Origin of the sequence: Saccharospirillum salsuginis, from assembly GCF_014651855.1 — a bacterium.
In the GTDB taxonomy this organism is placed as follows: domain Bacteria; phylum Pseudomonadota; class Gammaproteobacteria; order Pseudomonadales; family Natronospirillaceae; genus Saccharospirillum; species Saccharospirillum salsuginis.
This window is the reverse complement of sequence record NZ_BMXR01000011.1, coordinates 98,915-122,691: the sequence shown is the minus strand read 5'-3', so window position 1 is coordinate 122,691 and position 23,777 is coordinate 98,915. Positions and strand designations below refer to the sequence as shown.

General features: G+C 60.8%; 25 protein-coding genes and 1 tRNA gene. 9 read left to right on the top strand and 17 right to left on the bottom strand.

Features of this window, described 5'->3' with window-relative positions:
• Positions 1 to 294: 294 nt before the first annotated feature.
• Positions 295 to 1,992 (bottom strand): 2-isopropylmalate synthase, encoded by a 1,698-nt coding sequence (gene leuA, locus IE111_RS19570; RefSeq protein WP_189611973.1) that lies wholly within the window; start codon positions 1,990 to 1,992, stop codon positions 295 to 297.
• Between the two features lie 355 nt (positions 1,993 to 2,347).
• On the opposite strand from leuA, the gene IE111_RS19565 reads away from it, so the two are divergent.
• Positions 2,348 to 2,833 carry an Lrp/AsnC family transcriptional regulator gene (locus tag IE111_RS19565; protein ID WP_189611970.1) on the top strand — a complete coding sequence of 162 codons (486 nt, stop codon included), beginning with the start codon at positions 2,348 to 2,350 and terminating at the stop codon, positions 2,831 to 2,833.
• An 84-nt stretch (positions 2,834 to 2,917) separates the two neighbouring features.
• Here the strand turns inward: IE111_RS19565 and IE111_RS19560 are convergent, their stop codons facing one another.
• The 4 genes from IE111_RS19560 to rd all read right to left on the bottom strand — a co-directional run bounded on the left by IE111_RS19560 (position 2,918) and on the right by rd (position 5,115).
• Entirely contained in the window at positions 2,918 to 3,286 is a 369-nt protein-coding gene (locus IE111_RS19560; RefSeq protein WP_189611968.1) for an SCP2 sterol-binding domain-containing protein, read from the bottom strand.
• Between the two features lie 168 nt (positions 3,287 to 3,454).
• Positions 3,455 to 3,727, bottom strand: a complete 273-nt coding sequence (locus IE111_RS19555; RefSeq protein WP_189611966.1) for an HU family DNA-binding protein — start codon at positions 3,725 to 3,727, stop codon at positions 3,455 to 3,457.
• A gap of 60 nt (positions 3,728 to 3,787) precedes the next feature.
• Positions 3,788 to 4,951: an FAD-dependent oxidoreductase gene (locus IE111_RS19550; RefSeq protein WP_189611963.1), complete on the bottom strand. Its 1,164-nt coding sequence runs from the start codon at positions 4,949 to 4,951 to the stop codon at positions 3,788 to 3,790.
• Positions 4,951 to 5,115: a rubredoxin gene (gene rd / locus IE111_RS19545; RefSeq protein ID WP_189611961.1), complete on the bottom strand. Its 165-nt coding sequence runs from the start codon at positions 5,113 to 5,115 to the stop codon at positions 4,951 to 4,953. The genes IE111_RS19550 and rd overlap by 1 nt, the downstream gene beginning before the upstream one ends.
• 297 nt (positions 5,116 to 5,412) lie before the next feature.
• Between rd and IE111_RS19540 the strand changes: the two genes are divergently transcribed.
• The 4 genes from IE111_RS19540 to phoR all read left to right on the top strand — a co-directional run bounded on the left by IE111_RS19540 (position 5,413) and on the right by phoR (position 9,130).
• A complete protein-coding gene (locus IE111_RS19540; RefSeq protein ID WP_189611959.1) occupies positions 5,413 to 5,913 on the top strand; it encodes a chorismate--pyruvate lyase family protein in 501 nt (166 codons plus the stop codon).
• A complete protein-coding gene (gene ubiA, locus IE111_RS19535) occupies positions 5,867 to 6,730 on the top strand; it encodes a 4-hydroxybenzoate octaprenyltransferase (RefSeq protein ID WP_189611958.1) in 864 nt (287 codons plus the stop codon). Before IE111_RS19540 ends, ubiA begins: the two co-directional genes overlap by 47 nt.
• 364 nt (positions 6,731 to 7,094) lie before the next feature.
• Positions 7,095 to 7,802 carry a phosphate regulon transcriptional regulator PhoB gene (gene phoB, locus IE111_RS19530; protein WP_189611956.1) on the top strand — a complete coding sequence of 236 codons (708 nt, stop codon included), beginning with the start codon at positions 7,095 to 7,097 and terminating at the stop codon, positions 7,800 to 7,802.
• Positions 7,799 to 9,130 carry a phosphate regulon sensor histidine kinase PhoR gene (gene phoR, locus IE111_RS19525; RefSeq protein WP_189611954.1) on the top strand — a complete coding sequence of 444 codons (1,332 nt, stop codon included), beginning with the start codon at positions 7,799 to 7,801 and terminating at the stop codon, positions 9,128 to 9,130. Before phoB ends, phoR begins: the two co-directional genes overlap by 4 nt.
• Here phoR and IE111_RS19520 read toward each other — a convergent pair.
• The 12 genes from IE111_RS19520 to IE111_RS19465 form a co-directional block, all read right to left on the bottom strand.
• Entirely contained in the window at positions 9,101 to 10,030 is a 930-nt protein-coding gene (locus tag IE111_RS19520; RefSeq protein ID WP_189611953.1) for a response regulator, read from the bottom strand. The two genes, phoR and IE111_RS19520, sit on opposite strands and share 30 nt — an antisense overlap.
• An 84-nt stretch (positions 10,031 to 10,114) precedes the next feature.
• Complete coding sequence (locus IE111_RS19515; RefSeq protein WP_189611951.1) at positions 10,115 to 10,525, bottom strand: MarR family winged helix-turn-helix transcriptional regulator; 411 nt, start codon at positions 10,523 to 10,525, stop codon at positions 10,115 to 10,117.
• Complete coding sequence (locus IE111_RS19510; protein ID WP_189611949.1) at positions 10,513 to 11,346, bottom strand: SDR family oxidoreductase; 834 nt, start codon at positions 11,344 to 11,346, stop codon at positions 10,513 to 10,515. Before IE111_RS19510 ends, IE111_RS19515 begins: the two co-directional genes overlap by 13 nt.
• 67 nt (positions 11,347 to 11,413) lie before the next feature.
• Entirely contained in the window at positions 11,414 to 12,238 is an 825-nt protein-coding gene (locus IE111_RS19505) for a hypothetical protein (RefSeq protein WP_189611947.1), read from the bottom strand.
• Between the two features lie 936 nt (positions 12,239 to 13,174).
• The gene (locus IE111_RS19500) at positions 13,175 to 13,996 is read right to left on the bottom strand and encodes a S1/P1 nuclease (protein ID WP_189611944.1); all 822 of its coding nucleotides are present in this window, start codon (positions 13,994 to 13,996) and stop codon (positions 13,175 to 13,177) included.
• Positions 13,963 to 14,298 carry a DUF3392 family protein gene (locus tag IE111_RS19495; protein ID WP_189611942.1) on the bottom strand — a complete coding sequence of 112 codons (336 nt, stop codon included), beginning with the start codon at positions 14,296 to 14,298 and terminating at the stop codon, positions 13,963 to 13,965. The genes IE111_RS19500 and IE111_RS19495 overlap by 34 nt, the downstream gene beginning before the upstream one ends.
• A 103-nt stretch (positions 14,299 to 14,401) precedes the next feature.
• Positions 14,402 to 14,477: transfer RNA gene (locus tag IE111_RS19490), tRNA-Thr, on the bottom strand.
• A 104-nt stretch (positions 14,478 to 14,581) separates the two neighbouring features.
• Entirely contained in the window at positions 14,582 to 15,298 is a 717-nt protein-coding gene (gene phoU, locus IE111_RS19485; protein WP_189611940.1) for a phosphate signaling complex protein PhoU, read from the bottom strand.
• A gap of 17 nt (positions 15,299 to 15,315) precedes the next feature.
• A complete protein-coding gene (pstB, locus tag IE111_RS19480) occupies positions 15,316 to 16,209 on the bottom strand; it encodes a phosphate ABC transporter ATP-binding protein PstB (protein WP_373300943.1) in 894 nt (297 codons plus the stop codon).
• A 21-nt stretch (positions 16,210 to 16,230) separates the two neighbouring features.
• Positions 16,231 to 17,544 (bottom strand): phosphate ABC transporter permease PstA, encoded by a 1,314-nt coding sequence (pstA, locus tag IE111_RS19475; protein WP_189611936.1) that lies wholly within the window; start codon positions 17,542 to 17,544, stop codon positions 16,231 to 16,233.
• Positions 17,537 to 18,925, bottom strand: a complete 1,389-nt coding sequence (gene pstC / locus IE111_RS19470) for a phosphate ABC transporter permease subunit PstC (protein WP_189611934.1) — start codon at positions 18,923 to 18,925, stop codon at positions 17,537 to 17,539. Before pstC ends, pstA begins: the two co-directional genes overlap by 8 nt.
• 143 nt (positions 18,926 to 19,068) lie before the next feature.
• Positions 19,069 to 20,106 carry a substrate-binding domain-containing protein gene (locus IE111_RS19465; RefSeq protein ID WP_229805448.1) on the bottom strand — a complete coding sequence of 346 codons (1,038 nt, stop codon included), beginning with the start codon at positions 20,104 to 20,106 and terminating at the stop codon, positions 19,069 to 19,071.
• Between the two features lie 296 nt (positions 20,107 to 20,402).
• On the opposite strand from IE111_RS19465, the gene IE111_RS19460 reads away from it, so the two are divergent.
• The 4 genes from IE111_RS19460 to mtgA all read left to right on the top strand — a co-directional run bounded on the left by IE111_RS19460 (position 20,403) and on the right by mtgA (position 23,729).
• Entirely contained in the window at positions 20,403 to 20,822 is a 420-nt protein-coding gene (locus IE111_RS19460) for an acyl-CoA thioesterase (protein ID WP_189611932.1), read from the top strand.
• Between the two features lie 101 nt (positions 20,823 to 20,923).
• A complete protein-coding gene (locus tag IE111_RS19455) occupies positions 20,924 to 21,604 on the top strand; it encodes a TIGR00153 family protein (protein ID WP_189611930.1) in 681 nt (226 codons plus the stop codon).
• A 56-nt stretch (positions 21,605 to 21,660) separates the two neighbouring features.
• Positions 21,661 to 22,926: an inorganic phosphate transporter gene (locus IE111_RS19450; protein ID WP_189611929.1), complete on the top strand. Its 1,266-nt coding sequence runs from the start codon at positions 21,661 to 21,663 to the stop codon at positions 22,924 to 22,926.
• A gap of 113 nt (positions 22,927 to 23,039) precedes the next feature.
• Entirely contained in the window at positions 23,040 to 23,729 is a 690-nt protein-coding gene (mtgA, locus tag IE111_RS19445; protein WP_189611926.1) for a monofunctional biosynthetic peptidoglycan transglycosylase, read from the top strand.
• Positions 23,730 to 23,777: the final 48 nt, after the last annotated feature.

Below are 23,777 nucleotides of genomic sequence, written 5' to 3'. Positions count from 1 at the left end.
CTTTTTCTCGAACAGCACTAATAGAAGTGAGTGAACGCTGTTAATTTATAAAAAAAGCCGTAATAGGCGTGCACTCACGTAATGTAACAAAGTATTACAAATCATTTCAAGCTTGTGACAATGACTTTGAAGCCACTTATCCATAAGGGTATCGATCCTTCGATCGGTCATTACGGCGTGTGAATTGACCAAGCCGTGAACGCGACCTGGTCGAAGGAGAGAGGCTGGAGAAAGAAGAAAGGTATGAGCGACTGAACGCCGCTCATTCAACAAAAGACGGGGTATAAAACCTTGTTACAGGGCCGGTGCTTCAACGCCCGCGGCTTGTTTGGCCGTCTCGCTGGCGGTCTGGAAGCGGCCGACAGCGGTCAACAGCGCCTGCAGCGTAGCCGTGGAGGTGTCCTCGGCCAGGGCGGCGGCGGTGACCGGGGCGTCGTTGACCATGACTTTGATGCACGCCAGGGCGTTGGCGTTGGTGCCCTCGCTCAAGGCGAATTCGTCGTAGGCGTCGACTTTCAGGGTCAGGCTAAAGCGCTGTTCCAGCGCCTGGGCCACAGCTTCGACCGCGCCCTGACCGTAGCCCTGCAACAGGGACTGTTGGTCCGACTCGCCGAAATTGACCTGGGCCTCGACACCGTCATCGGTGCGGTGCAGGTCGTAGGTATGCAGCCGCCAGCCGTTGGGGATGGCCAAATATTCGGAGTTGAACAGGCGGTGGATGCCCTGGGAGTTGATCTCGTCGCCGCTGGCTTCGGCGGCGCGCTGCACCACCTTGGCGAAGTCGATCTGCAACCAACGCGGCAGGGTGATGTCGTAGTCGCGCTCCAGAACGTGGGCGACGCCGCCCTTGCCGGACTGGCTGTTGATGCGCACGACCTCCTCATAACGACGACCCAGGTCGGACGGATCGATCGGCAGGTAAGCGACGTTCCAGACGTCGTCCTCGGCGCGCTTGTTCAGGCACTTGCGGATGGCGTCCTGGTGGCTGCCGGAGAAGGCCGTGAACACCAGCTCACCGGCGTAGGGATGACGCGGGTGCACTTCAATCTCGGTGCAGTACTCGACGGTGCGAATGATGCGCGCCATGTCGGACAAATCCAGTTCCGGGTCGATGCCCTGGGAATAGAGGTTCATCGCCATGGTCACCAGGTCCATGTTGCCGGTGCGCTCGCCGTTGCCGAGCAGGGTGCCTTCGATGCGATCGGCGCCGGCCATGACGCCCAATTCGGCCGCGGCCACGCCGCAGCCCCGGTCGTTGTGCGTGTGCAGGCTGATCAGGAAGTGCTCGCGGTGCTGTACACGGTCGCAGACCCACTCGATCTGGTCGGCAAAGATATTGGGCGTCGCCATCTCGACCGTGGCCGGCAGGTTGATGATGACCTTTTGGCCGTTCTGCGGTTCCCAGACGGCGTTGACGGCGTCGATCACTTCGACGGCGTAGTCGAGTTCGGTGCCGGTGAAGCTTTCCGGGGAATACTGGAAGGTCCAGTCCGTATCCGGGAAGCGTGCGGCATGACGTTTGACTTCCTCGGCGCCGCGCACGGCAATGGCCTTGATGCCCTCACGGTCTTTCTCGAACACCTGCTCCCGCTGCACCGTGGAGGTGGAGTTGTACACGTGAACGATCGCGCGCGGTGCGCCATCCAACGCTTCGTAGGTACGCTCGATCAGTTCCGGACGCGCCTGGGTCAGCACCTGGATGGTGACGTCGTCGGGGATCCGGTCTTCCTCGATCAGCTTGCGGCAGAAGTCGAAATCCGGCTGGCTCGCGGCCGGGAATCCGATCTCGATCTGCTTGAAGCCGCAGTCGACCAGCAGGTCGAACAGCTGCTGTTTCTGGGTGACGTTCATCGGCTTGACCAGCGCCTGATTGCCGTCCCGTAGATCGACCGCGCACCACAAGGGCGCCTGCTCGATCAGGCGATCGGGCCAACGGCGGTCGGTTTTGCGGATCGGGGCGAAGGGGCGGTATTTGCGGTGGTCAAAGCTCATGTTCGGGTCCTTTGGGCCTGTTTAGCCGATGTCGATGCACATGAATCGATCGATTTGAATGCGATCAGGAATAAAAGAGAGTGGCGGGCGAGCGAGGCTCAATCCCGCCAGGATCAGTTCTCGGAGGGTATCCGGGAGCTGACCGGCTCGGCCGCGGAGGGGTAACCGCGTGCGATGCCCGGCCTTGTGGGCCGGGCCATGACGGACAGTGGGACGGGATAGCGCCCGACTGCCTGAGCAACGATTAACAGTTTATTTCGAAATGCCCGCAAGGTGTTTGCGAATTTGGCTTTTATTGCATCGATTGCGCTATTATCTATCTGTAAATTTAACTATATAGGCTATTTATTTCATCATGTCGGAAAAACTGGTCAGAATCGATAAGATCGACCGCCGGATCCTGGAATGTTTGCAACAGGACGGCGGACTCACCAACCAGGAACTGGCGGAGCGGGTCGGGTTGTCGCCGTCGCCCTGTCTGCGCCGGGTACGCGCGCTCGAGGAGGCGGGCGTCATCCTGAAACGGGTCACCCTGCTGGAACGTAAAAAACTGGGTCTGTCGCTGACAGCCATCATTCTGATCAGCATGGACCGTCACATTCCCGAGCGGTTCGAAGAGTTTCAAAAGCGGATCGAAGAATGTCCGGAAATCCAGGAGTGTTACCTGATCACCGGGCACGACGCGGACTATATGCTGAAGGCGGTGGTGCCGGACATGGACGTGTTTCAGGAGCTGTTGCTGAATCGAATCACCCGCATTCCCGGGGTGTCCGGTGTGCATTCGAGCTTCGTGTTGCGGCGGGTGGTGGACAAAACGGATTTGCCGTTGGGGTATGTTTGAGGGGTCGCGCACGGAGTGCGCTCCTACGGGTGGATAGGTAGGAGCGCATGGTCCGCATCCGGCGCCGTGCGCGACACGCCTGGCTCAGCGCAAATATTTCACACTCTTCTGAAACCACATCAACACCATCGGGTCGCCCTCGACGGTCAGTTCCTTGTCCTGGATGGCACGCATTACGGCGTTTTTGTCCTTACCGGTCGCCATGGCCCAGAGGGTGCGAAAACCGATGCCGGCGCTGGCGAAACGCAGCGTGACGTCGGCGCTGTCCAGCTCCCGCGCCCGGCTGCGCAGTGTCTGATCGCGAAACGCGAGGTAGCGCGCGACGCGTTGCCGTTCGGTGGTGAACTGAATGGTGCGATTGTTGTCTTGCAGATAGTCCCGAAAGGAGGCATTGCGGCGAATGGCGCGGCGAAAGCGCAAGGCCATCAACCAGAGCAGGAGTCGAAGCTTCATTAGGATGTTCCCGGAGTCAGGATCAAGAAGTGCGCATCTTGGCGACCGGACACGTGCCTGCCAAGGACTATCGGGCATTCATGCGCCAGACAACAAAAAACGGGGCACTGGGCCCCGTTTCTTGACGTTAAATCGGTAAATCCTCCCGGGCGAATACCGGGAACCGGATCAGTTGACCGCGTCTTTCAGTGCTTTGCCCGGTTTGAAGGCAACGGTGTTGCTGGCCGGGATCTGGATGCTCTCGCCGGTCTGGGGGTTCTTGCCGGTGCGGGCGGCACGGGCGCGAGCTTCAAAGGTGCCGAAACCGACCAGAGTGACGGATTCTTTCTTGGCCACGGTATCGGTGATCTGATCCAGAACGGCATTCAGAACGTCGTTGGCCTTCTCTTTGGAGATGTCCGCTTTCTCGGCAATCGCAGCAGCCAGTTCAGGTTTACGCATAGGTCTATCCTTCTTGAGTTATCGTGTTCCGCGAGACTTTTTCAGCATACGCGAGGGTTTTCAGGTTGCCAATAGCGGCGGGACCGCTTTCAACCAGGTATTTCGTTCTTTAATTCGATCGCCACTTAAGGCGAAACCGATGACGGCATCGCCCTGACGACACACCGCCGCTAGATTAGCGCCCTCGCCGTCAATTTGCCATGCCCCATCGCCCCGAGGTGGGTACGCGATCACAGGACAGGCGGGCGTTTTGACGGTAATCGGCATCGCCGGCCAGTGTACCGGGGTGCGTTCACCGGCCAGTGTTTTGGCCAGCGACCGGGCCGCGTTCATCAACGGCATGACAAACTGCAGCACGAGACCTTCCACCTCGGCGCAGTCGCCAAGCGCATAAATATTGGGGTTCGAGGTTTGTAAGTACTTATCAACCTTGATCGCCCTGTTCACTTCCAGGCCCGCCGCCCGGGCCAGATCCACCTTGGCGCGCAGGCCGACGGCGGACAGCACGACATCGGCTTTCAATTGTTGGCCGTTGGTCAGGCTGACGGTCAGGGAATCCGCCTCGCCCCGGTCCACCCGGCTGACCAGGGGGCCGAGATGGAAGCGAACGCCCAGGGCTTCAAGTTCCGCCTTCAGCGCCTGACCGACCTGCTCCGGGACCAGCCCGGTGAGCAAGGACTCACTGGGCGCCACCAACTCGACCTGGTAGCCGGCGCTGGCCAGGTCGTTGGCGTATTCGCAGCCGATCAGCCCCGCGCCCATGATGACCACCTTTTTGCGGTCCGACAGGCGTTCGTAAAAGGCCTGAAAATCGAGGCGGTTGTTGATGCTCATCACCCGATCGACGGCGTCGCCTTCCAGAGGCGCCTGAATCGGCTCGGCGCCGACGGCCAGGACCAACCGGCCCCAACTGAGCGCTTCGCCCTTGTCCAGTTGCAGGGTCTGGGTGGTCGGGTCGATGTGTGTCACCCGGGTATGGGTCAGGATACGGGCCCGATACTGTTCGGCGACCTTGTCGACCGGCATCTGGATCAGGTCGTCCGGCGACTGCCCCTTGCCCAGAGCGTTCGACAGCATCGGCTTGGAGTAACCGGCACCGTCATCGGCGGTAATCAGGGTCAGCGGGGTGTCCGGATCCTGCTTGCGCCATTCCCGCACCAGGGTGTAGGCCGCCAGGCCGGAACCGACGATGATCAGCGGGGCTGGCTGGGTTGAATTGGGCATCAGATTTCAATCATCTCGAAGTCGTCTTTGCTGGCACCGCAGTCCGGGCAGAACCAGTCCTCGGGAATGTCTTCCCAGGCCGTACCGGGCTCGATGCCCTCTTCGGGCAGCCCTTCGGCTTCGTCATAGATAAAACCGCAGACAATGCATTGCCATTTTCTCATGTCGATCCTCGAGTCAGTGGGTGAATGCGCAGAGGCCATGGATTCGTTCTGGCCTCGCTGCCGGCCACACGGCCGGAAAAACTACTGGCAGGCGCCGGCAAAAGCAAGCTATAAGGGCGATATCGAGGTCGATTATTGACCTGACGGACAAGACGGGCGATCGGGCGCCTGCACACAATTCCCCCGGGGCTCCCTAGCATTCGCCCCGAGCCCCCAGTACACTGGCCGCTTCAACCCCAGCGTTCCGTGACCGCCTTGGATTTCGATCCCGATACTCGCCATTACCAATGGAAACCAGTGCCCTCGGCCCAGCCCAAGATACCCCAGGCCTACCGCTACTGGATTCATCTGCCTGGCAGTTTGACCCAGGCTTTGCGCCAACGTTCCCCGGAATTCCGCGTCGATGTGCTCGACGAACGCCACCTGCTGGTCAATCCGCCGGTGGCCGGTCTTGATTCCGGCACAGGCGCCCGGCGCTACTGGTCGCGCAAGGTGCGCCTCTGCGACGGCGACCGTCCCTGGGTCATGGCCCACACCCTGGTCCCCGAACACAGCCTGCGCAGTGGCCTCGGCCAGCTCACCCGGCTGGGCGGCCGTCCGCTCGGCGAATTGCTCTTTACCACCCCCGGGGTCACCAAGGACAATCTGCAGGTCGCCGAAACACCCGTCGGCTGGGGTCGACGAGCCCGCTACTGGTTCCAGGGCCAGCCGCTGATGGTTACCGAATTTTTTCTGGAAGACTTGATTCGCTATGAACACCAACGCCTTTCCACACTATCTGAAACTGACCCGTCTTGACCGTCCCATCGGCATCTACCTGCTGCTCTGGCCCACGCTCACGGCACTCTGGCTCGCCGCCGAAGGCATACCGCCGCTCCACCTGATCGTCATCTTCGTGCTCGGCACCGCGGCGATGCGCAGCGCCGGCTGCGTCATCAACGACTACGCCGACCGCAACCTCGACGGCCACGTCAAACGCACCAAACAACGCCCGCTCGCCGTCGGCCTGGTCAGCGAACGCGAAGCCCTCATCCTGTTCGCCGCACTCGCCCTCGGCGCCTTCGTACTCGTGCTGTTCACCAACCGCACCACCGTCTACATGTCCTTCGGCGGCCTCTTTCTCGCCTCACTCTACCCGTTCATGAAGCGTTACACCTACCTGCCCCAGGTCTTCCTCGGCGCCGCCTTCTCCTGGGCCATCCCCATGGCCTACACCGCCGTCGAAGCGCCGATGACCGAAGTCACCTGGCTGCTGTACACCGCCAACATCCTCTGGACCGTCCACTACGACACCCTCTACGCCATGGTCGACCGCGACGACGACCTCAAGATCGGCATCAAATCCACCGCCATCCTGTTCGGCGACGCCGACCGGATCATGGTCGGTGTACTGCAGAGTTTGACCTGGGTGAGTTGGTTGATGCTGGGCATTCAAGCCGGCTTGAGTGTGTTTTGGGGGTTGGGCCTGGCCGTGGCCGGGTGTTGCTTCCTGTACCAGCAGTGGTTGATTCGCAGCCGTGAGCGGGACCCGTGTTTCAAGGCGTTTTTGAACAACCATTGGGCCGGAATGGCGTTGTTTGTCGGGGCGGTTTTGGATTTGGCGGTGTTTGGGTGACGGGTACACGCCAGTTTGTAGGGTGGGCACAGCCCACCATTGGAAGGAGAAGGGACCGCCGGAATACCGACCTTTGCCAATCGCCGGTTGTTGAGGCCACAACATTGGTGGGCGGTGCCCACCCTACGGTACGTGATTTGCCACCGTTGTGAGCGACGGATGCGGGTTAGGCTCGTGCGGGGATATCTGAGGCATGGATGCCGAAGTTAAGCCCCCATGGACGGGTTCACGGCGACCCCGCAGGAGTCTACCCCGCAGCCGGCGCGGACCAATACCACCAATTTTGACAATACAGTGAAAACTGTAACACTCCTGTCATCGTTGCAACGTTAAATGGTCGCAACACTGACATCGGGAGTTAACGATGAACTCACGCAGCATCCTGATCGTTGACGACGAATCCGCCATCCGGGAAGTCATCGCCGCCGCCCTCGAAATGGCCGGCTACCGGACTCTGGAAGCCGCCGACGCCACCGAAGCCCACAGCCTGGTCGTCGACCAGAAACCGGACCTCATCCTGCTCGACTGGATGATGCCCAACGTCAGCGGCATCGAACTGGCCCGTCGCCTCAAACGCGACCCCATGACCGCCGAAATCCCCATCATCCTGCTCACTGCCAAAGGCGAGGAAGACCACAAGGTCACCGGGCTCGAAGCCGGCGCCGACGACTACATCACCAAGCCCTTCTCACCGCGCGAACTCGTCGCCCGACTCAAGGCCGTGCTGCGCCGAGCCACCCCCGCCGGCATCGAAGAGCCGATCGATATCCGGGGCCTGGTACTCGACCCCAACAGCCATCGCGTCTCGACCGAAGCCGGTGAGCTCAACATGGGGCCGACCGAATTCCGCCTGCTGCAGTTCTTCATGAGCCACCCCGAACGGGCCTACACCCGCTCGCAGCTGCTCGACCAGGTCTGGGGCGGCAATGTCTATGTCGACGAACGCACCGTGGACGTGCACATCCGTCGGTTGCGCAAGGCCCTCGGCGACCCCTACCAGGCGATGGTGCAGACGGTACGCGGAACCGGCTATCGCTTCTCGACCAAAGTTTCGGCACAATCCGCTTCATGATTCGAGACATCCGTCGCCCTTACTACCGCAATCTCCTCCTGTTCCTGTCCGCCTCCGCTCTCCTCGGGCTCTGGGTCGGACAGGTCTGGCTGGCGCTGTTCCTGGCCACGGGCTTTGTGCTCGGCTGGCAGTTGTACCAGCAGGGCCGGCTGATCGTCTGGCTGCAGAAAGGCGCCAAGGCGGAACCGCCGGACGCCCAGGGGCTCTGGGGCATGGTGTTCGATCATCTCTACAGCGTGCAACGCAACCACCGCAAGAAAGTCCGCCATTACCGCAACGTCATCAGCCGCGTCCAGCGGTCCACCGAAGCCCTTCGCGACGGGGTCATCCTGCTGGATCGGGAGGGCGCCATCCAATGGTGGAACCAGTCCGCCCGGGAGCTGCTCAAACTCAGACCCCAGGACGAGGGGCAATTGCTGGTCAACCTGCTGCGCGAACCGGCCTTTCTCAAGTTCTACAACAAGCGGGAAGTGCGCGAGAACATCCAGTTGGAAAACCCGGCCTTCCCGGATCGTTACATCGACATCTCGATGACCATCTACGGCAAGGGCGAGCGGCTGCTGCTGATGCGGGACACCACCCGGATCAAGCAACTGGAACAGATGCGGCAGGACTTCGTCGCCAACGCCAGCCATGAACTGAAAACGCCCCTGACCGTTCTGAAGGGGTATCTGGAATCGATTCTCGATTTCGGGGAAGACCTGCCGCCGGCGTTTCAAAAAGCGCTGGGCAACATGAACAACCAGACCCAGCGCATGGAAAACCTGGTCAACGACCTGCTGGTGCTGACCCGGTTGGAAGCGGAAGTACAACACTCGGTTCGCCAGCGGGTAAATGTGGCCGAACTGCTTGAGTCCATCGCCCAGGATGCGCGTGACCTGTCCCAGGATCGGGATCATCGGATCGAGGTCCGGATCGACAGCGAAGCCGCCTTGCAGGGGGATCCTAAGGAGTTGCGTTCGGCGGTGAGCAACCTGGTCTACAACGCGGTCAACTACAGCCCGGACGGCAGCCATATCCAGCTGCAATGGCACGAATCAACCGCGGGCGGGTTCATATCGGTACGCGACGACGGCATCGGCATCGACTCCCGTCATATCCCGCGATTGACCGAGCGCTTCTACCGGGTCGACCCGAGCCGTTCCAGCGAACGCGGCGGCACCGGGCTGGGGCTGGCCATCGTCAAACACATTCTGCAGCACCACCAGGGCCATCTGGATGTCTCAAGCACACCCGGCAAAGGCTCCGTCTTCACCTGCTGCTTCCCGGCCGACCGGGTGCTGCCGGTGACCCAACCGTCAACCGTTTCCGGTGACCAATCGGCTTAATATCGCCATCTTGTCCGGGTCGTCATCCACGAACTTCACGCTGATCGACGCCGCCCGGCAGTCCAGCGACGCCTCCTGCAGTGCCAACTGGGTAATAAAGCCGTTGATGCGCGCGATGTCCTCGACGCTGTCCGACACCTGAAGATCGACCACCACCTGATCCAGCAAGCCCGGCGGCGGCACCTCGTCGAAGGTGATTCTCACAACGATTTCGGTCAACGTCAGTTTGCGCACCTGGCCGCTCCAGTTGGCCTTGGGCGAGCGCAACATGACCTTGCTCTGATATTTACGAGCGGCTGATTTATCCGGACTCTTCTGAGACAGTTTTGAACTGGGTGAGCCGGCGGTCAACAGACTCGCCGTGTCGCTGCTCGCGGCGGGACGGGAGGGGGCCGTCGACGGTTCAGCGCGCCCGCCGGTCAACAGGCTGGCCGAATCTCCGCCCAAACCGGACGAAGGCTTGCCGGCCATGGCCGAACGGCCCTTGAGGATCGAACGGATCAGCTCCCGATGGTTCACCGACAGTGCCTTGAATACCTTTTTCAGGAACTGGTCGTTGCTGAACGGTTTACCGATGTAGTCGTTAACCCCGGCCTCGACCGCCTTGACCACATGGCTCTTGTCACCCCGGCTGGTCACCATGATGAATGGAGTCTTGTCCAACCCCTCTTCGGCTTCCCGCGACCGACACCATTCCAACACTTCCAGGCCGGACATTTCCGGCATTTCCCAATCGCACAGGATGAGGTCGTAACGGTTCCGGCTCATCAGCGATTGGGCTTTACGTCCATTGATCGCTTCGTCGATCTGACATTGAGTGAATTGGCTCTTCAAGGCCCGTTTGACCAGATCGCGGATGAAGCCGGCGTCGTCGGCGACCAGGAAATTCAACTTTTGCATGCTCGAGGGATCCTGCGACTATCGGGCGCCCCTGACGGACAGAGGCGGTATCTGTTCCCTAAAGGCTAGCCCATGCGAACGCGCTCAACCACCCTTTTTCACAGACCGCAATGCCCGGCACAACGCCGGACCGTATTCCGCCTCGAACCAGGCATCCACCGCCTGCATGCACTCCATAACCCGGGTCGCCAGGGCTTGGCCTTCGGGCGTCAAGGTCAGGCACTTGCGTCGGGCGTCGTCCGGGGAAGGAGCCGTGTGCACCCAGCCATGGCGCTCCAGACTGGCCACACTGCGCGACGCCGCCGCCTTGTCGATCTCCAGCACCCGCACCAGGGTATCGAGCGAACAGGGCTGATGTTCGGCCAGTGCCAGCAAGCCGGCGTGCTGACCCCGCTTGAGATTCAGGCCGGCCAATTCGACGTCCAGACGCTTGTTCAATTGTTGGAACAGGCGAGCCACCTGAACCGAGGGAGACCGGGTATTCAGGTTAGCCACAGGTCGCGATGCTCCTCGATGAAGTCCGGCAGGGAACGCGGCGGCCGCCCCAGCAGTTGCCGCACCGTGTCGGTGGTACCGGACGCCCGCCCCAGACGGGCGATGGTGTAGATGGCAGCCATGACCAGAGCAAACCGAAACGGCGTCCCTTTCCTGAGGTGATGCGCCAAAAACCGGAACACTCCGGGTCGCTCGTAGCGAATCAGCCGTCCCGTGGTCCGGCTGAGCCGGTCGGCCACCTCGGCATAGGTCCAGCTGTCGGACCCGGTCAGTTCGTATGCCCGGTTGGTGTGCCCGTCTTCGATCAGTACCCTGGCCGCCACGGCACCGATGTCATCGACGTCGATGAAGTTGGTGCGCCCCTGTCCCGCAGGCACCATGATGCGTTGCTCGTCGCGGATTTCAGCCCGGTGAGTCCCGGTCAGGTTCTGCATGAAGAAGCTCGGTCGCAGGAATGTGAAATCGAGGCCACATTCGCGGATCAGCCCCTCGATTTTCGCATGCGGCGTGAACCCGTTCCGGTCCGCGCCCTGCAACGACAGAAACACCACCCGCCGAATGCCGTCGCGCTTGCACGCCATCAGAAACGGCAACATGTCCTGGCGGGGTTTGGCCAGTTGCGGCGGGCGAATCAGTAACACCACGTCGACACCGGCCAGGGCCGCCTCGAACGTATCGGGGTCCAGAAAATCGAAACGGACACTGTCGGGTTCGCCCGGGCTCGCATCCCGATCGGCACAACGGACAATCGCATCGGTCGGGCGCAGGTGTCGCAGAGTGGCTTGGCCCACCTGGCCGGAGGAGCCGGTTATCAGAATCATGGTCTGGACTTCCTGGTTAGTTGATATATCAACTATAGCGATATATCCCGTTCATGCCAGGGCCGCGTCAGGTGATGTCCTGAAAACTGAGTTGCCATTGATGGGCATCCGGAACGACCCGGCCGAGCTTCACCGAGCGATACCGCATGTCCTGCCTGATCAGTGTGTGCAAGGCCTCGACGGATTCCTCCGGCGTGGCCACGGACCAGTAGATCGCTTCGATCAACCCCCGGCCAATAGGCACTACCGGCTGTCCTTGGTGTCTGGCGGCCGTTTTGGCCGGCATCAGCAACCGCCATTCCTGGTTGTCGCGCTGGGAGCCATGATCGTCGAGCAGACCGGGAAACGGGTTGTCGGCGGTGACCTTGAACCGATAGGGCTGGCCATAGCGCACCGGCGCGAGCTTGGACGGGCGCTCTTTGCTGCTGGTCAAAGCCGAATGCCGGCTGTTCAGCACCAGGGCGAAACCGCTGAAGTCCTCGGCCAACCGCCGCCACCCGTGGTAGCACAAGGCCGACGGGAACAGGCGCAACAACCGGGCCTGCCCGAGCCAACCGGTATCGAAGTGCGCTTGCTGGCCATTCTGGTGACGCCGGGCCGCGGCACGAACATTGTCCTCGATCTCCCCGCCCTGGGTCTTGAAATGTTCGAAGCTCAACAGTCCGCGAACCGCCTCCGGCAAGGCCCGATACTGACGCTGCCACTCCAAGTCCAGGGCTTCCTGACTCAGCGGACGGTTGTGCTCGCCCTGCCACTGATCGAAGCGGACAAAGGGGTACGTCAAACCGGCGGACGATTCGAGCGGAAGACAGCCATTTTTTAGCCAGGCAATAATTTCGGTGCCCTGGTAGAGGTGGAGGCGGGCCCCCTCCGATTTCCGATTTTCCGACATGATTTGTACGATATTTCCTACAGATGACGTGCGAATTAGGGCTTTTTTTGTGACGAAGTTGGCGAAACTTCAACCAAGGCCGCACCAATCCTGGATTACAGCGACGTCGAGAATTTCACAGCCCAAGCGGTGATAAATTGACGCTCAATCGGTGCTTGTCTGCCCCTATAATAGCCTTGCGTTCAGGATGAACACAGAGGAAAACGATGGCCAGGCAGGCCAGCCACCGGAAGGCAAGTGGAACATCGCAGCGCGACACAGCACGGACGCTGACCAACTGGAACAGGACGAGGACCGATACCCGGACGGTATTTCAGGAGTTGCAGGATGCAACAGCGTCAGGACGATGCTTTCAGGAAGAAGCCATGCTTACGGCGCAAGAGGGGAAGTCACGGCTTCCCCTTTTTCTTGTCCGGTCGAAAAACCCGCCCCGATTGTCCATTTCCCATTTCACCATCGTTTTTGTAAGACATCTCCTACGCGGCTTGTCATCTATTCCTGTGATCTCATCGACATTTTCAGAGGACACCGCCCGGAAAAACCCGCATGGCCCGGGCCCGGAAAATACGCTCAAATAAAACGCGGTTTCAGGCGGTTTCTGTCACTCAACGGTCATCCGACATCCCCTATACTAAGCCCTGTTCACGACGAACGCGGACGGATACGCCAAGACGCCAGGAAGGCAGGCCAGCGGAAGCGCCGAGGAGCATCGCGTAAGCGACACAGCACGGACGCTGGCAACCAGGAAGCAGGACGATAGCGGACCGGTACCGGGAAGGTACTTACAGCGGTGCAGGAGCGCCGGCGTCAGGACGATGCAATCAGGATGATGCCAGAGTTCAAGATTTCGGAGGGGGCTGCCTGTGGCATCCCCCTCTTTTCTTATGGAAACACCGTCCCGATATCCGCATCCCCGACAAGCCCCAACCCATGTCGCTACTCGGTCGAGCCCTCGGCGGGTTGCGGTGCGAAGGCCGCGTTCAACAGCGCCGCCAATCTCAGTCCCGACTTCGTTAATTGCCGCTCGAGCAGCGGTAAGGCTTCGCGCACGAAGATGGCATCGTATTGGCCGCGCCCGGCCATCGGATAGGCCTCGTCCAGCGCCAACTGATGCGTCTCCCACGCCCAGTCCACCGGACGGACACTCGCGGTCCATTCCCGGAGGGTCTCATCGGTCAGGTCGCGTTCCAACCGTTGCGCCTGGGAAAACCAGGTTCCCGGCAGACGATCGTACAAGCGATCGTTCCATACCTCGGACAAATGAACCCGGTTCAATTCACTGTCGCGCAGCCACACCAACCGGCCGCCCTGATCGCTCTTCAGGCCGGCGTTGACCGGTATGTGCAGCTCGGTGATGAAATGCATCAGGTATTGCACTGCCTGACGCTTTTGGTCGTCGCTGAAGCCGTCGCGCGACAGTACATGATGACTTTCCATGACAGCCCCGACCACACAGCCGTTATTCGGACAATGCTTCGCGACGTCGAAGCCGGTATCGTCGGCGTCGAAGAGCACGACACGCAACCCTCGGGACGGTCGTTGCGCCTTCGCCCAGTCGGACAGCTGAATCATCTCCCGGGCCCACTGCTCGCCGTAGAGCCCGGCCAGGCCGGCCCTGGCCGCCTCGGTGAGGTGGAACTGGGCCAGTTGTATCGGCACCTTGTACCCGGGTTCGGTAAAGGCCTGTGCCAGCCCGCCCAGCCCAAGGGCCAGAACGAACAGGATCAGGCGCGCCGACTGTGGCGTTCGGCCAGCCAACCGACGAACAGAAACGCCACCACCACCAGCAAGCCGAGCCAGACCGGACCGGCGGCCAGCAGCAATCGACGCAGGAAAGGAATGAGGTAGACGGTCAGAGCTCCGTAACCAAGGGCACATAGCAACACAAACACCAGAGTACGCACGATGAAATGAGCGCCTCGGACCAGGGCCCAGACCGCTCGATTGATGTTATTACCATAGATGACCAGCAGCGTTGCCACCAGTGCCGAGGCGACGAAGGTCAGGTGGGGACGGATCAGGCCCGACAAGGCCGAGAGGAGATCAATAATAAACGACATGAGGGCTCCGGGTGTTGTTTCGCAGGACAGGTTCGCAACGGGCCATTGATACCCTATTCGCACCCCCGGAAACAACAAAACCCGCCATGTGCGGGTTTCGAAGTGGTGCCGGCACCAGGAGTCGAACCCGGGACCTACTGATTACAAGTCAGTTGCTCTACCAGCTGAGCTATGCCGGCAACGGATGCGTAATATAGAGATGTCGCCCCGGAAGGTCAACAACCTTTTGATTCTGCAGTGTTTTTATTCAACCCGGCCACCCATGGGGCCGAGTTGAACTCTCTCAATCCCGCTTGACCTGAGCTTCGACGTGCTCCAGTTTCTTATGGCGCACATCCTTGCCTTTGACCAGGTAAATCACGGACTCGGCGATGTTCCGGGCGTGATCGCCGATGCGCTCCAGCGAGCGCAGCGACCACATGACGTTCAGCGCCCGGCTGATGGAGCGCGGGTCTTCCATCATCGTGGTGATCAGGCTGCGAATGGCGGTGCCGTATTCCAGATCGACCGACTTGTCCTGCTGCATAACGTCCAGGGCGCTGTCGGCGTCCAGCCGGGCGAAGGCATCCAATGAATGCTGCACCATATGGCGGACTTCCACGCCGATGTGACGCAGCTCGACATAGCCCTGTGGGCCGCTGCCGGTGTCGGCCAGCTCGAGGGTGTGACGCGCCACCTTGGCGGCTTCGTCGCCCATCCGCTCCAGATCGGTCACCGCGCGCGAGACGGCGATGATGAAACGCAGGTCCGAGGCGGCCGGGTGCCGGCGTGCCAGAATGCGGGTGCATTCCTCGTCGATGTCCAGCTCCATTTCATTGACCGTGGTATCGGTCTCGATGACCCGCTGCGCCAGCGACGTGTCCATTTCCATCAATGCCCGAACGGCATCGTCGACCTGTTGCTCGACCAGACCACCCATCTGCATCAGGTTCTTGCGGGCTTCTTCCAGCTCGGCATTGTATTGCGCCGAGGTGTGTTTATCGAATTGCAGTTTATCCATGGTAGCTCCCTGTTCGATCAGCCGAAGCGACCGGTGATGTAGTCTTCGGTCAGTTTGTGGTCGGGCGAGGTGAAGATCTTGTCGGTCGCACCCACTTCAATCAACTTACCCAGATGGAAATAGGCGGTGCGATGAGACACACGCGCCGCCTGCTGCATGCTGTGTGTCACGATAGCGATGGTGTAGTTCTCCGACAGTTCGGCGATCAGTTCCTCGATGCGTGCGGTGGCAATCGGGTCCAACGCCGAGCAGGGTTCGTCCATCAGAATCACTTCAGGTGAGATGGCGATGGTGCGGGCGATGCACAGCCGCTGCTGCTGGCCGCCGGACAGGCCGGTCGCCGGTTTGTCGAGCCGGTCTTTGGCTTCGTCCCACAGGCCCGCTTTGCGCAAAGCGGTTTCGACCACTTCGTCCAGCTCCGCCCGGCGCGAGACCAGACCGTGGATGCGCGGCCCGTAGGCGACGTTGTCGTAGATCGACTTCGGAAACGGGTTCGGTTTCTGGAACACCATGCCGACTTTGGCGCGCAGGGCGACCACATCCATGTGCTTGTCATAGATGTTGTCGCCATCGAGAACGATGTCGCCTTCGACCCGACAGATGTCGATGGAATCGTTCATTCGGTTCAGGGTGCGCAGGAACGTCGATTTGCCGCACCCCGACGGGCCGATCATGGCCAGCACTTCGTTCTTGCCGATGTCGAGGCTGACGTCGTGGATGGCCTGGTTGTCGGCGTAGAATACATTGACGTTGCGGGTGCTCATGCGCGGATCGTCGATCAGCGCATCGCCTACAGTCCCGCTCCAGTCGGTGATGGCGTGCTGGTCGGGTTCGGATGGGGTTCCGGTAGTCACGGAATCTGCCTTCTGTTCACGGTATTGGTTGGATAGTGTCATCGTATCGATCTCCATTGTGGCGGGTCGCGCCCGCCCTTACCAGCGACGCTCGAATTTCTTGCGCAGGAACACGGCCAACAGGTTCATAACGGCCAGGAAAGCCAACAACACCATGATGGCGGCTGACGTTTTGGCGATGAACGCCCGTTCGGGGCTGTCGGACCACAGGTACACCTGCACGGGCAAGACCGTGGCCGGGTCGGTGAAGCCACCCGGGATGTCCACGATGAAGGCGACCATGCCGATCATCAGCAGCGGCGCGGTCTCACCCAGGGCCTGGGCCATGCCGATGATGGTGCCGGTCAGCATGCCGGGCAGGGCCAGCGGCAAGACATGGTGCAGGGTGACCTGCATCTTCGACGCCCCCAGACCCATGGCCGCCTCGCGGATCGACGGCGGAACCGCCTTGATCGAGGCGCGGGCCGAAATGATGATGGTCGGCAAGGTCATCAGGGTCAGCACCAGGCCGCCGACAATCGGGGCCGAGCGCGGCAGGCCAAAGAAGTTGATGAACACGGCCAGACCGAGCAAACCGAAGACGATGGACGGCACGGCCGCCAGGTTATTGATGTTGACCTCGATGATCTCGGTCAGGCGGTTCTTGGGCGCGAATTCTTCCAGATAAATGGCGGCCGCGACGCCAATCGGGAACGACAGCGCCAGCGTTACGATCAGGGTATAGAACGACCCCATGGCCGCCCCCAGAATACCGGCCGTTTCCGGGTCGCGTGAGTCACCGTTGGTGAAGAAGGTCGTATTAAAGCGGCGCTCGATCTGGTCGGAGGAGACCAGGCTGTCGATCCATTCCAGCTCCTGATCGTTCACCCGACGTTCGGACTCGGGCAGGTTCCGGTCGATGATGCCGTTCATCAACAAGTCGACATCGTCGTCGGCCAGGAACCAGAGCGTTTCGGTCTCACCCAGCAGGTCCGGGTTTTCCATCAGACGATTGCGCAGCCGATAGCCGGCGGAGGTGCTGACCATGCCGGTCAGATTGCGCATGGTCTGGCGGCCGGACGCCTCCGGGAAGCGCTCGGACAAGGCCTGCCGAATGACACCGTCGTAATCGGCCAGACGCAACTGCGATTCGTCGGTCGCGTCGTCGATGTAGAGCACCTCGGGTGTGTAGGTGACGTCCAGCTTGACGTAGGTGGTCCAGAACGCCGACAACCCCTGACTGAAGATGGTGGTCAGCAGGATGGCCAGGAAGGTCAGACCCAGGGCGATGGAGGCGATGCCGTAGGCCCGAAAGCGACGTTCGCGGTTGTAACGGGATTTCAGCCGGGCATTGAGCCGCTCGTGCTTGTTGGCGGCCAGCCGTTCAAGCGCATTGCGAGATTGATCAGTCATATTGCTCACGGAACCTCTTCACGATCGCCAACGCGACGATGTTCAGCATCAAAGTGGTGAAAAACAGCATCAGACCCAGAGCGAAGGCGGCCAAAGTCTTCGGGCTGTTGAATTCCTGGTCGCCGACCAACAGCGTCGCGATCTGAACGGTGACGGTAGTGACCGCTTCCAGGGGGTTGGCGGTCAGGTTCGCCGCCAGCCCGGCCGCCATGACCACGATCATGGTCTCGCCGATGGCGCGCGAGGCGGCCAATAGAATGCCGCCCATGATGCCGGGCAGGGCCGCCGGGAACACGACCTGGCGAATGGTTTCGCTCTTGGTGGCGCCGAGGCCGTAGGAGCCATCGCGCAGACTGTTCGGCACAGCGTTGATGACGTCGTCCGACAGTGAGGAGACGAACGGAATGATCATGATGCCCATAACCAGACCGGCGGCCAGTGCGGATTCGGCGGAGACACCGGAGAAGCCGATGCCTTCGAACACATCCCGGATAAAGGGTCCCATGGTCAGCGCCGCGAAGAAGCCGTACACCACGGTCGGAATACCGGCGAGCACTTCCAGCAACGGCTTGATCACGTTACGCACCTTGTGGGTGGCGTATTCGGACAGGTAGATCGCCGACATCAGGCCGATCGGAACAGCCACCAACAGAGCGATGGTGGCGATCAGGAGGGTGCCGACAAACAACGGAATGGCACCGAACGCGCCCGACGACCCGACCTGATCGGCGCGGATGGCAATCTGCGGGCTCCATTGGGTGCCAAAGATGAATTCGGTAATCGGAATGGCCTGGAAGAACCGGATGCTTTCGAACAGGACCGAGAGGATGATGCCCAGGGTGGTGAAAATGGCGATCATCGAACACAGCAGCAGTGCCCCTTTCAGCACACGCTCGAATTGTGGGCGCGCCCGCATCTTTGGCTTGGTCAACACCCAGCCGACGACCACGCCCAACACGGCCAGCGCCAGGGTCAAGCCGATCTTGCCGGCCTGACTGCTGGCCTGCAATCGGGTCAACACCTCCGCGGCCTGGGCCAGAGCGGGGTCGGCGTCGCCCAACATCACGCCGTTGGCGATGTTCCGGACCTTGCTCAACGTCAGGCTCAACTGGCCCTCGCTTTGCTCCGCCAGTCGATCCGGCAGGGAGGCGATCACCGCATTGGTGATCACCGTGTTCTCCAGGCCCACCCAGAGCAACAGCAGCACCAGAGCCGGCAGCGCCGTCCAGACCGCCGCCATCAGGCCGTAGTAGTTGGGCAGGGAATGCAGGTTTTTGATCCCCCCCAGGGGCTGGGCCAACTGGACGGAACGCTTGCGCCCCATCACATAGGCCAGTGCCACCAGGGCGAGGACCACCAGCATCAGAGTCGATGTTTGCATCAACACACTCCAGTCTCGGTTCAAGAACATCTATGTCAGTCGCCCGCCCGATTGGAACAGCGACTGGCATAGCCACTCTTTATAAATGACAAAGGGAGAGCCGGCAGGCCGGACTCTCCCAGTCGTATCCCGAGGATACGGTATTACATTTTCAGCGGCTTCAGGTTGTCCACGGCGTCCTTCATGCGAGCGTACTCGGCATTGGACAGCGGGATCAGGCCACGGTCGATCAGGTAGCCGTTCGGGCCTACCGCACGGCGGCTGGTGAACTCGGCCAGATACTCTTCGATGCCCGGAATCACGCCAACGTGTGCGGTCTTCACGTAGAAGAACAGCGGGCGAGACACCGCGTAGGAACCGTCGGCGATATTGTCGAAGGTCGCCTTGGCGCCGTCTACGGAGATGCTCTTCACTTTATCGGAGTTCTGATCCAGGAAAGAGAAGCCGAAGATGCCCAGAGCGGAGGTATCGTTGTCCAGACGGGAGATGATCAGGGTGTCATTCTCGCCGGCTTCAACAAAGGCGCCGTCTTCGCGCATGGTGGCACAGACTTCTTCGAACTTGTCTTCGTCGCTGTCTTCCAGGGAAGCGATGGCGTCGAATTCGGCGCAGCCTTCTTCCATAACCAGCTCGACGAAGGCGTCACGGGTACCGGAGGTCGGCGGCGGGCCGAACACACGGATGGCCGTGTTCGGCAGGTCGCTGCGGATGTCGCTCCACTGCTCGTAGGGGTTCTCGACCAGGCCGGAACCGTTCGGGTTCGGCACGGTCTCGGCCAGGGCCAGAAACAACTCGCCCTTGCTCACTTCCATTTCCGGTCCGTTGACGCTGTTGGCGACGGCGATGCCGTCGTAACCGATCAGTACTTCAACGATGTCTTCAACGCCGTTGCTGGCGCAAAGCTCGACTTCGGAGCTCTTGATGCGACGTGAAGCATTGGTGATGTCCGGAGTGGACTCGCCGACACCTTCACAGAACAGTTTCAGACCACCGCCGGAACCGGTCGACTCGATGGTCGGCGTCGGGTAGGACGTGGTTTGACCGAAACGCTCGGCGACAACGGTGGCGAACGGGAATACGGTGGACGAGCCGACGATGCTGATCTGATCGCGGGCTTCGGCTTGTACGGCGGCCAGGGTTGCGGCAGCGGCCACAACGGTGCCAATCATCTTCTTGTACACTGGTTAAACCTCCAGCTGTTTGGTTTGCGAAGTGAGTGCCTTTGAGCCGGCAGGTACTGCGACCGGATTGGCTCAATGACCTTAAGCTCGCCTCGCATGCTAGGTTCGACGTGTGACAACTGTATGACTCGAATGTGACAGCAATGTGACAACCGTCATAAAGTAGCCGAAAGTCGATGAATGGTCAGCCTTTAGGCCCGTATTCAATCCCGGCCCGGGCCGGTATAATGCGCCTTGTCCCGTCGCTATCCGACCGGGACCCGCCGACAAGACCAACAACCTGGCTGCATTGACCGATGACCCGACTGGACGAGAAAAACCCGACGCCCCGGGGCGAACTGCAATTGCGCGTTGTCGCCCAACCCAAAGACACCAACACCAACGGCGATATTTCCGGCGGCTGGCTGGTGACCCACATGGATATGGCGGCCAGCATCGCCGCCGATCGGATCGCACGGGGACGCACCACCACTATGGCCATCGGCGAGATGTCCTTCGTCCGGCCGGTCCGGGTCGGTTCCGTCATCTGTTGCTACACCCGGATCCTCGGCATGGGGCGCAGCTCCATCCGCATCGGCATCGAAGTCTGGTGTCGGATGCCCGAAGACGAGGAGCGGCAGAAGGTCACCGAGACCGAGATCGTCTACGTCGCCATCGACGACAACCGGCGGATCCGGGCCCTGCCGCAAACGGAGTCCACTGAGGTCATCAACTGAGCGGTCAAAAAAAACGTGAATCCGGTCCAATATGACGTTTTTATTACCGACCGCTGCCTCTATAATGCCCGGCCACGAGCGAAGCGACAGAGGATTGCAACATGGCAGCCAACAGCCCCTTGATGGCTCTGTTTGGCCGGTCTCCGGTCAAACCCATGCAGGAACACATCCAGAAAGCGCACGCCTGTGCCGAGAAATTGATGGATTTCTACGACACAGCCGTCACCGGCGACTACGAGGCCGCCGAGAAGATCCGTCTGGAGATCGCCCGGCTTGAAGGCGAAGCCGACAAGTTGAAGAAAGACATCCGGGTGCACCTGCCGAACAGCCTGTTCATGCCTGTCCCCCGCTCCGACCTGCTGGAACTGCTGACCCAGCAGGACCGCCTGGCCAACCGCGCCAAAGACATCGCCGGCGTCATGGTCGGCCGCGAAATGTCCATCCCCGAATCGATCCGGCCGCTGATGCGCGAGTATCTGCAGTCCTCGATCGATACCAGCAAGAAAGCCGCCGATGCCCTCGCCGAACTGGACGAACTGTTCGAGACCGGCTTCGGTACCAAGGAAATCAGCCTGGTCAGCCGCCTGCTCAATGCGCTGGACGACCAGGAGCACCGGGCCGACGAACTGGAAATCCAGGCACGTCGCGCCTTGCGTGCAATCGAAAAGGACCACCCCCCGATTGACGTCATGTTCCTGTATCGGATCATCGAGTTAATCGGCGATCTGGCCGATGTCGCCCAGCGCGTCGGTTCCCGGTTGCAAATCCTACTGGCCCGCTGACAGGCCCGTTTGGGTCCGCCTGTCGTTCCAAGCCCACTCGATCAGAGGAAAACCCCATGACCGTCATTGCAGAATACGGCCAATGGTTCGTCTTACTTGCCTGTGTATTTGGATTCTTCATGGCCTGGGGGGTTGGCGCCAACGACGTCGCCAACGCCATGGGTACCTCCGTCGGTTCGCGCGCGCTGACCGTCAAGCAAGCCATCATCATCGCCATGATCTTCGAGTTCGCCGGCGCCTACCTGGCAGGCGGCGAGGTCACCGGCACCATCCGAAAAGGCATCATCGATGCCGATGTCATGGCCGGCTCGCCGGAACTGCTGGTCTACGGCATGCTCTCGGCCCTGTTGGCGGCCGGTATATGGCTGGTGATCGCCTCGCTGATGGGCTGGCCGGTCTCCACCACCCACTCGATCGTCGGCGCCATCGTCGGCTTCGCGGCGGTCGGCATCGGCGTCGAATACGTCAAGTGGGGCAAGGTGACCTCCATCGTCATGAGTTGGGTGGTGTCGCCGTTATTGTCGGGTACGCTCGCTTTCTTCCTGTTCCGCTCAGTGTACCGCCTGATCCTGAACACCGACGATCCCTTCACCAACGCCAAGCGATATGTACCGATGTACATGTTCCTGACCGGCTTCATCATCGGCATGGTCACCCTGCTTAAAGGGCTCAAGCACGTCGGCGTCGAATTGTCCTTTCTGGAAAGCCTGTTCGTATCCGCCCTGCTCGGTGCCGTGGTCATGGGCATCGGCATCTACATGCTGAGAAACATCCAGCCCGACCCTGAGGCCGACAGCGATTTCCGGTATGCCTCGGTCGAACGTGTGTTCGCCGTGTTGATGATCTTCACCGCCTGCGCCATGGCCTTCGCGCACGGCTCCAACGACGTCGCCAACGCCGTCGGGCCTCTGGCCGCTGTGGTCAGTGTCGTCGCCAATCACGGCGACATCGCCGCAAAATCCGCCATGCCGGCCTGGGTGCTGTTGTTGGGTGGCGGCGGCATCGTCGTGGGCCTGGCCACCTTCGGTTACAAGGTCATGGGCACCATCGGCCGGCGCATCACCGAACTGACGCCGAGCCGGGGCTTCGCCGCCGAACTCGCCGCCGGCACCACCGTGGTGCTGGCCTCCGGCACCGGTTTGCCGATTTCCACGACACACACTCTGGTCGGCGCCGTTCTGGGCGTCGGTCTGGCCCGTGGTATTTCGGCCCTGAACCTGCGCGTCATCGGCACCATCTTTGCCAGCTGGATCGTGACCTTGCCGGCCGGTGCCATCCTGTCCATCCTGTTCTTTTTTATGTTCAAGGGCATGTTTGGCTAGAGGAGCGCATTAAAGAGCGCGTAAAGACAGCATGAACTGTGACGCCGGGCCCTCTCTTGGGCCCGGCATTGCTTTATCCTCCCGATTGAATCTTCATCACCCGATCCCCGACCATGTTGCCGTTCCGACTGCGTTTTCGCCCGATCTGGCTGCTCTATGCGCTCGCGGCCGTTTTTCTGGTTAGCCTGCTGCTCACCGCACCACTGCAATGGATCAACCCGCCGACCACCGCCTTTATCCTGCAGGATGGACAAGCCGGGGACGAGCCGCTGCGCGCGCGCTGGGTACCGTTGGAGCGGATGGCGGGCGTTGTACCGATGGCCGTGGTCGCCTCCGAGGATCAGAAGTTCCCCAACCATTTCGGTTTCGACTTCGAAGCCATCGCCCAGGCATTGGCCGAAAACCGCGACCGCACCCGGGGAGCCAGCACCCTGACCCAACAACTGGCCAAGAACCTCTACCTCTGGCCCGGTCGCAGCCTCTTTCGCAAGGGCATCGAAGCCTGGCTGACGCTCTGGATCGAGCTGACCTGGAGCAAGGAACGGATTCTGGAGGTCTACCTGAACGTGGTCGAATTCGGACCGGGGGTGTATGGCATCTTTGAGGCCAGCGACTACCATTTCGGCAAGACGCCGGATCGTTTGACCGAGCGCGAGGCGGCCTTGCTGGCCGCTGTACTGCCCAACCCCAAGCGGATGTCGGCCGGTGAACCGTCGAGTTATGTCTATCGTCGGGCGCTGGATATCGAGCATGCCATAGGCTACCTCGGCGGCAGCCAGTACCTGGCCTCCGTCATTAAGTAGGGCAGAAGAGCGACAGCGTTATCTGCCGTTAATAAGGTGGCAATGGAC

Bases quoted from the DNA above. Each gene is read 5' to 3' on its own strand.
- leuA (WP_189611973.1), bottom strand. From the start codon at position 1,992: ATGAGCTTTGACCACCGCAAATACCGCCCCTTCGCCCCGATCCGCAAA.
- IE111_RS19565 (WP_189611970.1), top strand. From the start codon at position 2,348: ATGTCGGAAAAACTGGTCAGAATCGATAAGATCGACCGCCGGATCCTG.
- IE111_RS19560 (WP_189611968.1), bottom strand. From the start codon at position 3,286: ATGAAGCTTCGACTCCTGCTCTGGTTGATGGCCTTGCGCTTTCGCCGC.
- IE111_RS19555 (WP_189611966.1), bottom strand. From the start codon at position 3,727: ATGCGTAAACCTGAACTGGCTGCTGCGATTGCCGAGAAAGCGGACATC.
- IE111_RS19550 (WP_189611963.1), bottom strand. From the start codon at position 4,951: ATGCCCAATTCAACCCAGCCAGCCCCGCTGATCATCGTCGGTTCCGGC.
- rd (WP_189611961.1), bottom strand. From the start codon at position 5,115: ATGAGAAAATGGCAATGCATTGTCTGCGGTTTTATCTATGACGAAGCC.
- ubiA (WP_189611958.1), top strand. From the start codon at position 5,867: ATGAACACCAACGCCTTTCCACACTATCTGAAACTGACCCGTCTTGAC.
- phoB (WP_189611956.1), top strand. From the start codon at position 7,095: ATGAACTCACGCAGCATCCTGATCGTTGACGACGAATCCGCCATCCGG.
- phoR (WP_189611954.1), top strand. From the start codon at position 7,799: ATGATTCGAGACATCCGTCGCCCTTACTACCGCAATCTCCTCCTGTTC.
- IE111_RS19520 (WP_189611953.1), bottom strand. From the start codon at position 10,030: ATGCAAAAGTTGAATTTCCTGGTCGCCGACGACGCCGGCTTCATCCGC.
- IE111_RS19510 (WP_189611949.1), bottom strand. From the start codon at position 11,346: ATGATTCTGATAACCGGCTCCTCCGGCCAGGTGGGCCAAGCCACTCTG.
- IE111_RS19505 (WP_189611947.1), bottom strand. From the start codon at position 12,238: ATGTCGGAAAATCGGAAATCGGAGGGGGCCCGCCTCCACCTCTACCAG.
- IE111_RS19495 (WP_189611942.1), bottom strand. From the start codon at position 14,298: ATGTCGTTTATTATTGATCTCCTCTCGGCCTTGTCGGGCCTGATCCGT.
- phoU (WP_189611940.1), bottom strand. From the start codon at position 15,298: ATGGATAAACTGCAATTCGATAAACACACCTCGGCGCAATACAATGCC.
- pstB (WP_373300943.1), bottom strand. From the start codon at position 16,209: ATGGAGATCGATACGATGACACTATCCAACCAATACCGTGAACAGAAG.
- pstA (WP_189611936.1), bottom strand. From the start codon at position 17,544: ATGACTGATCAATCTCGCAATGCGCTTGAACGGCTGGCCGCCAACAAG.
- pstC (WP_189611934.1), bottom strand. From the start codon at position 18,925: ATGCAAACATCGACTCTGATGCTGGTGGTCCTCGCCCTGGTGGCACTG.
- IE111_RS19460 (WP_189611932.1), top strand. From the start codon at position 20,403: ATGACCCGACTGGACGAGAAAAACCCGACGCCCCGGGGCGAACTGCAA.
- IE111_RS19455 (WP_189611930.1), top strand. From the start codon at position 20,924: ATGGCAGCCAACAGCCCCTTGATGGCTCTGTTTGGCCGGTCTCCGGTC.
- IE111_RS19450 (WP_189611929.1), top strand. From the start codon at position 21,661: ATGACCGTCATTGCAGAATACGGCCAATGGTTCGTCTTACTTGCCTGT.
- mtgA (WP_189611926.1), top strand. From the start codon at position 23,040: ATGTTGCCGTTCCGACTGCGTTTTCGCCCGATCTGGCTGCTCTATGCG.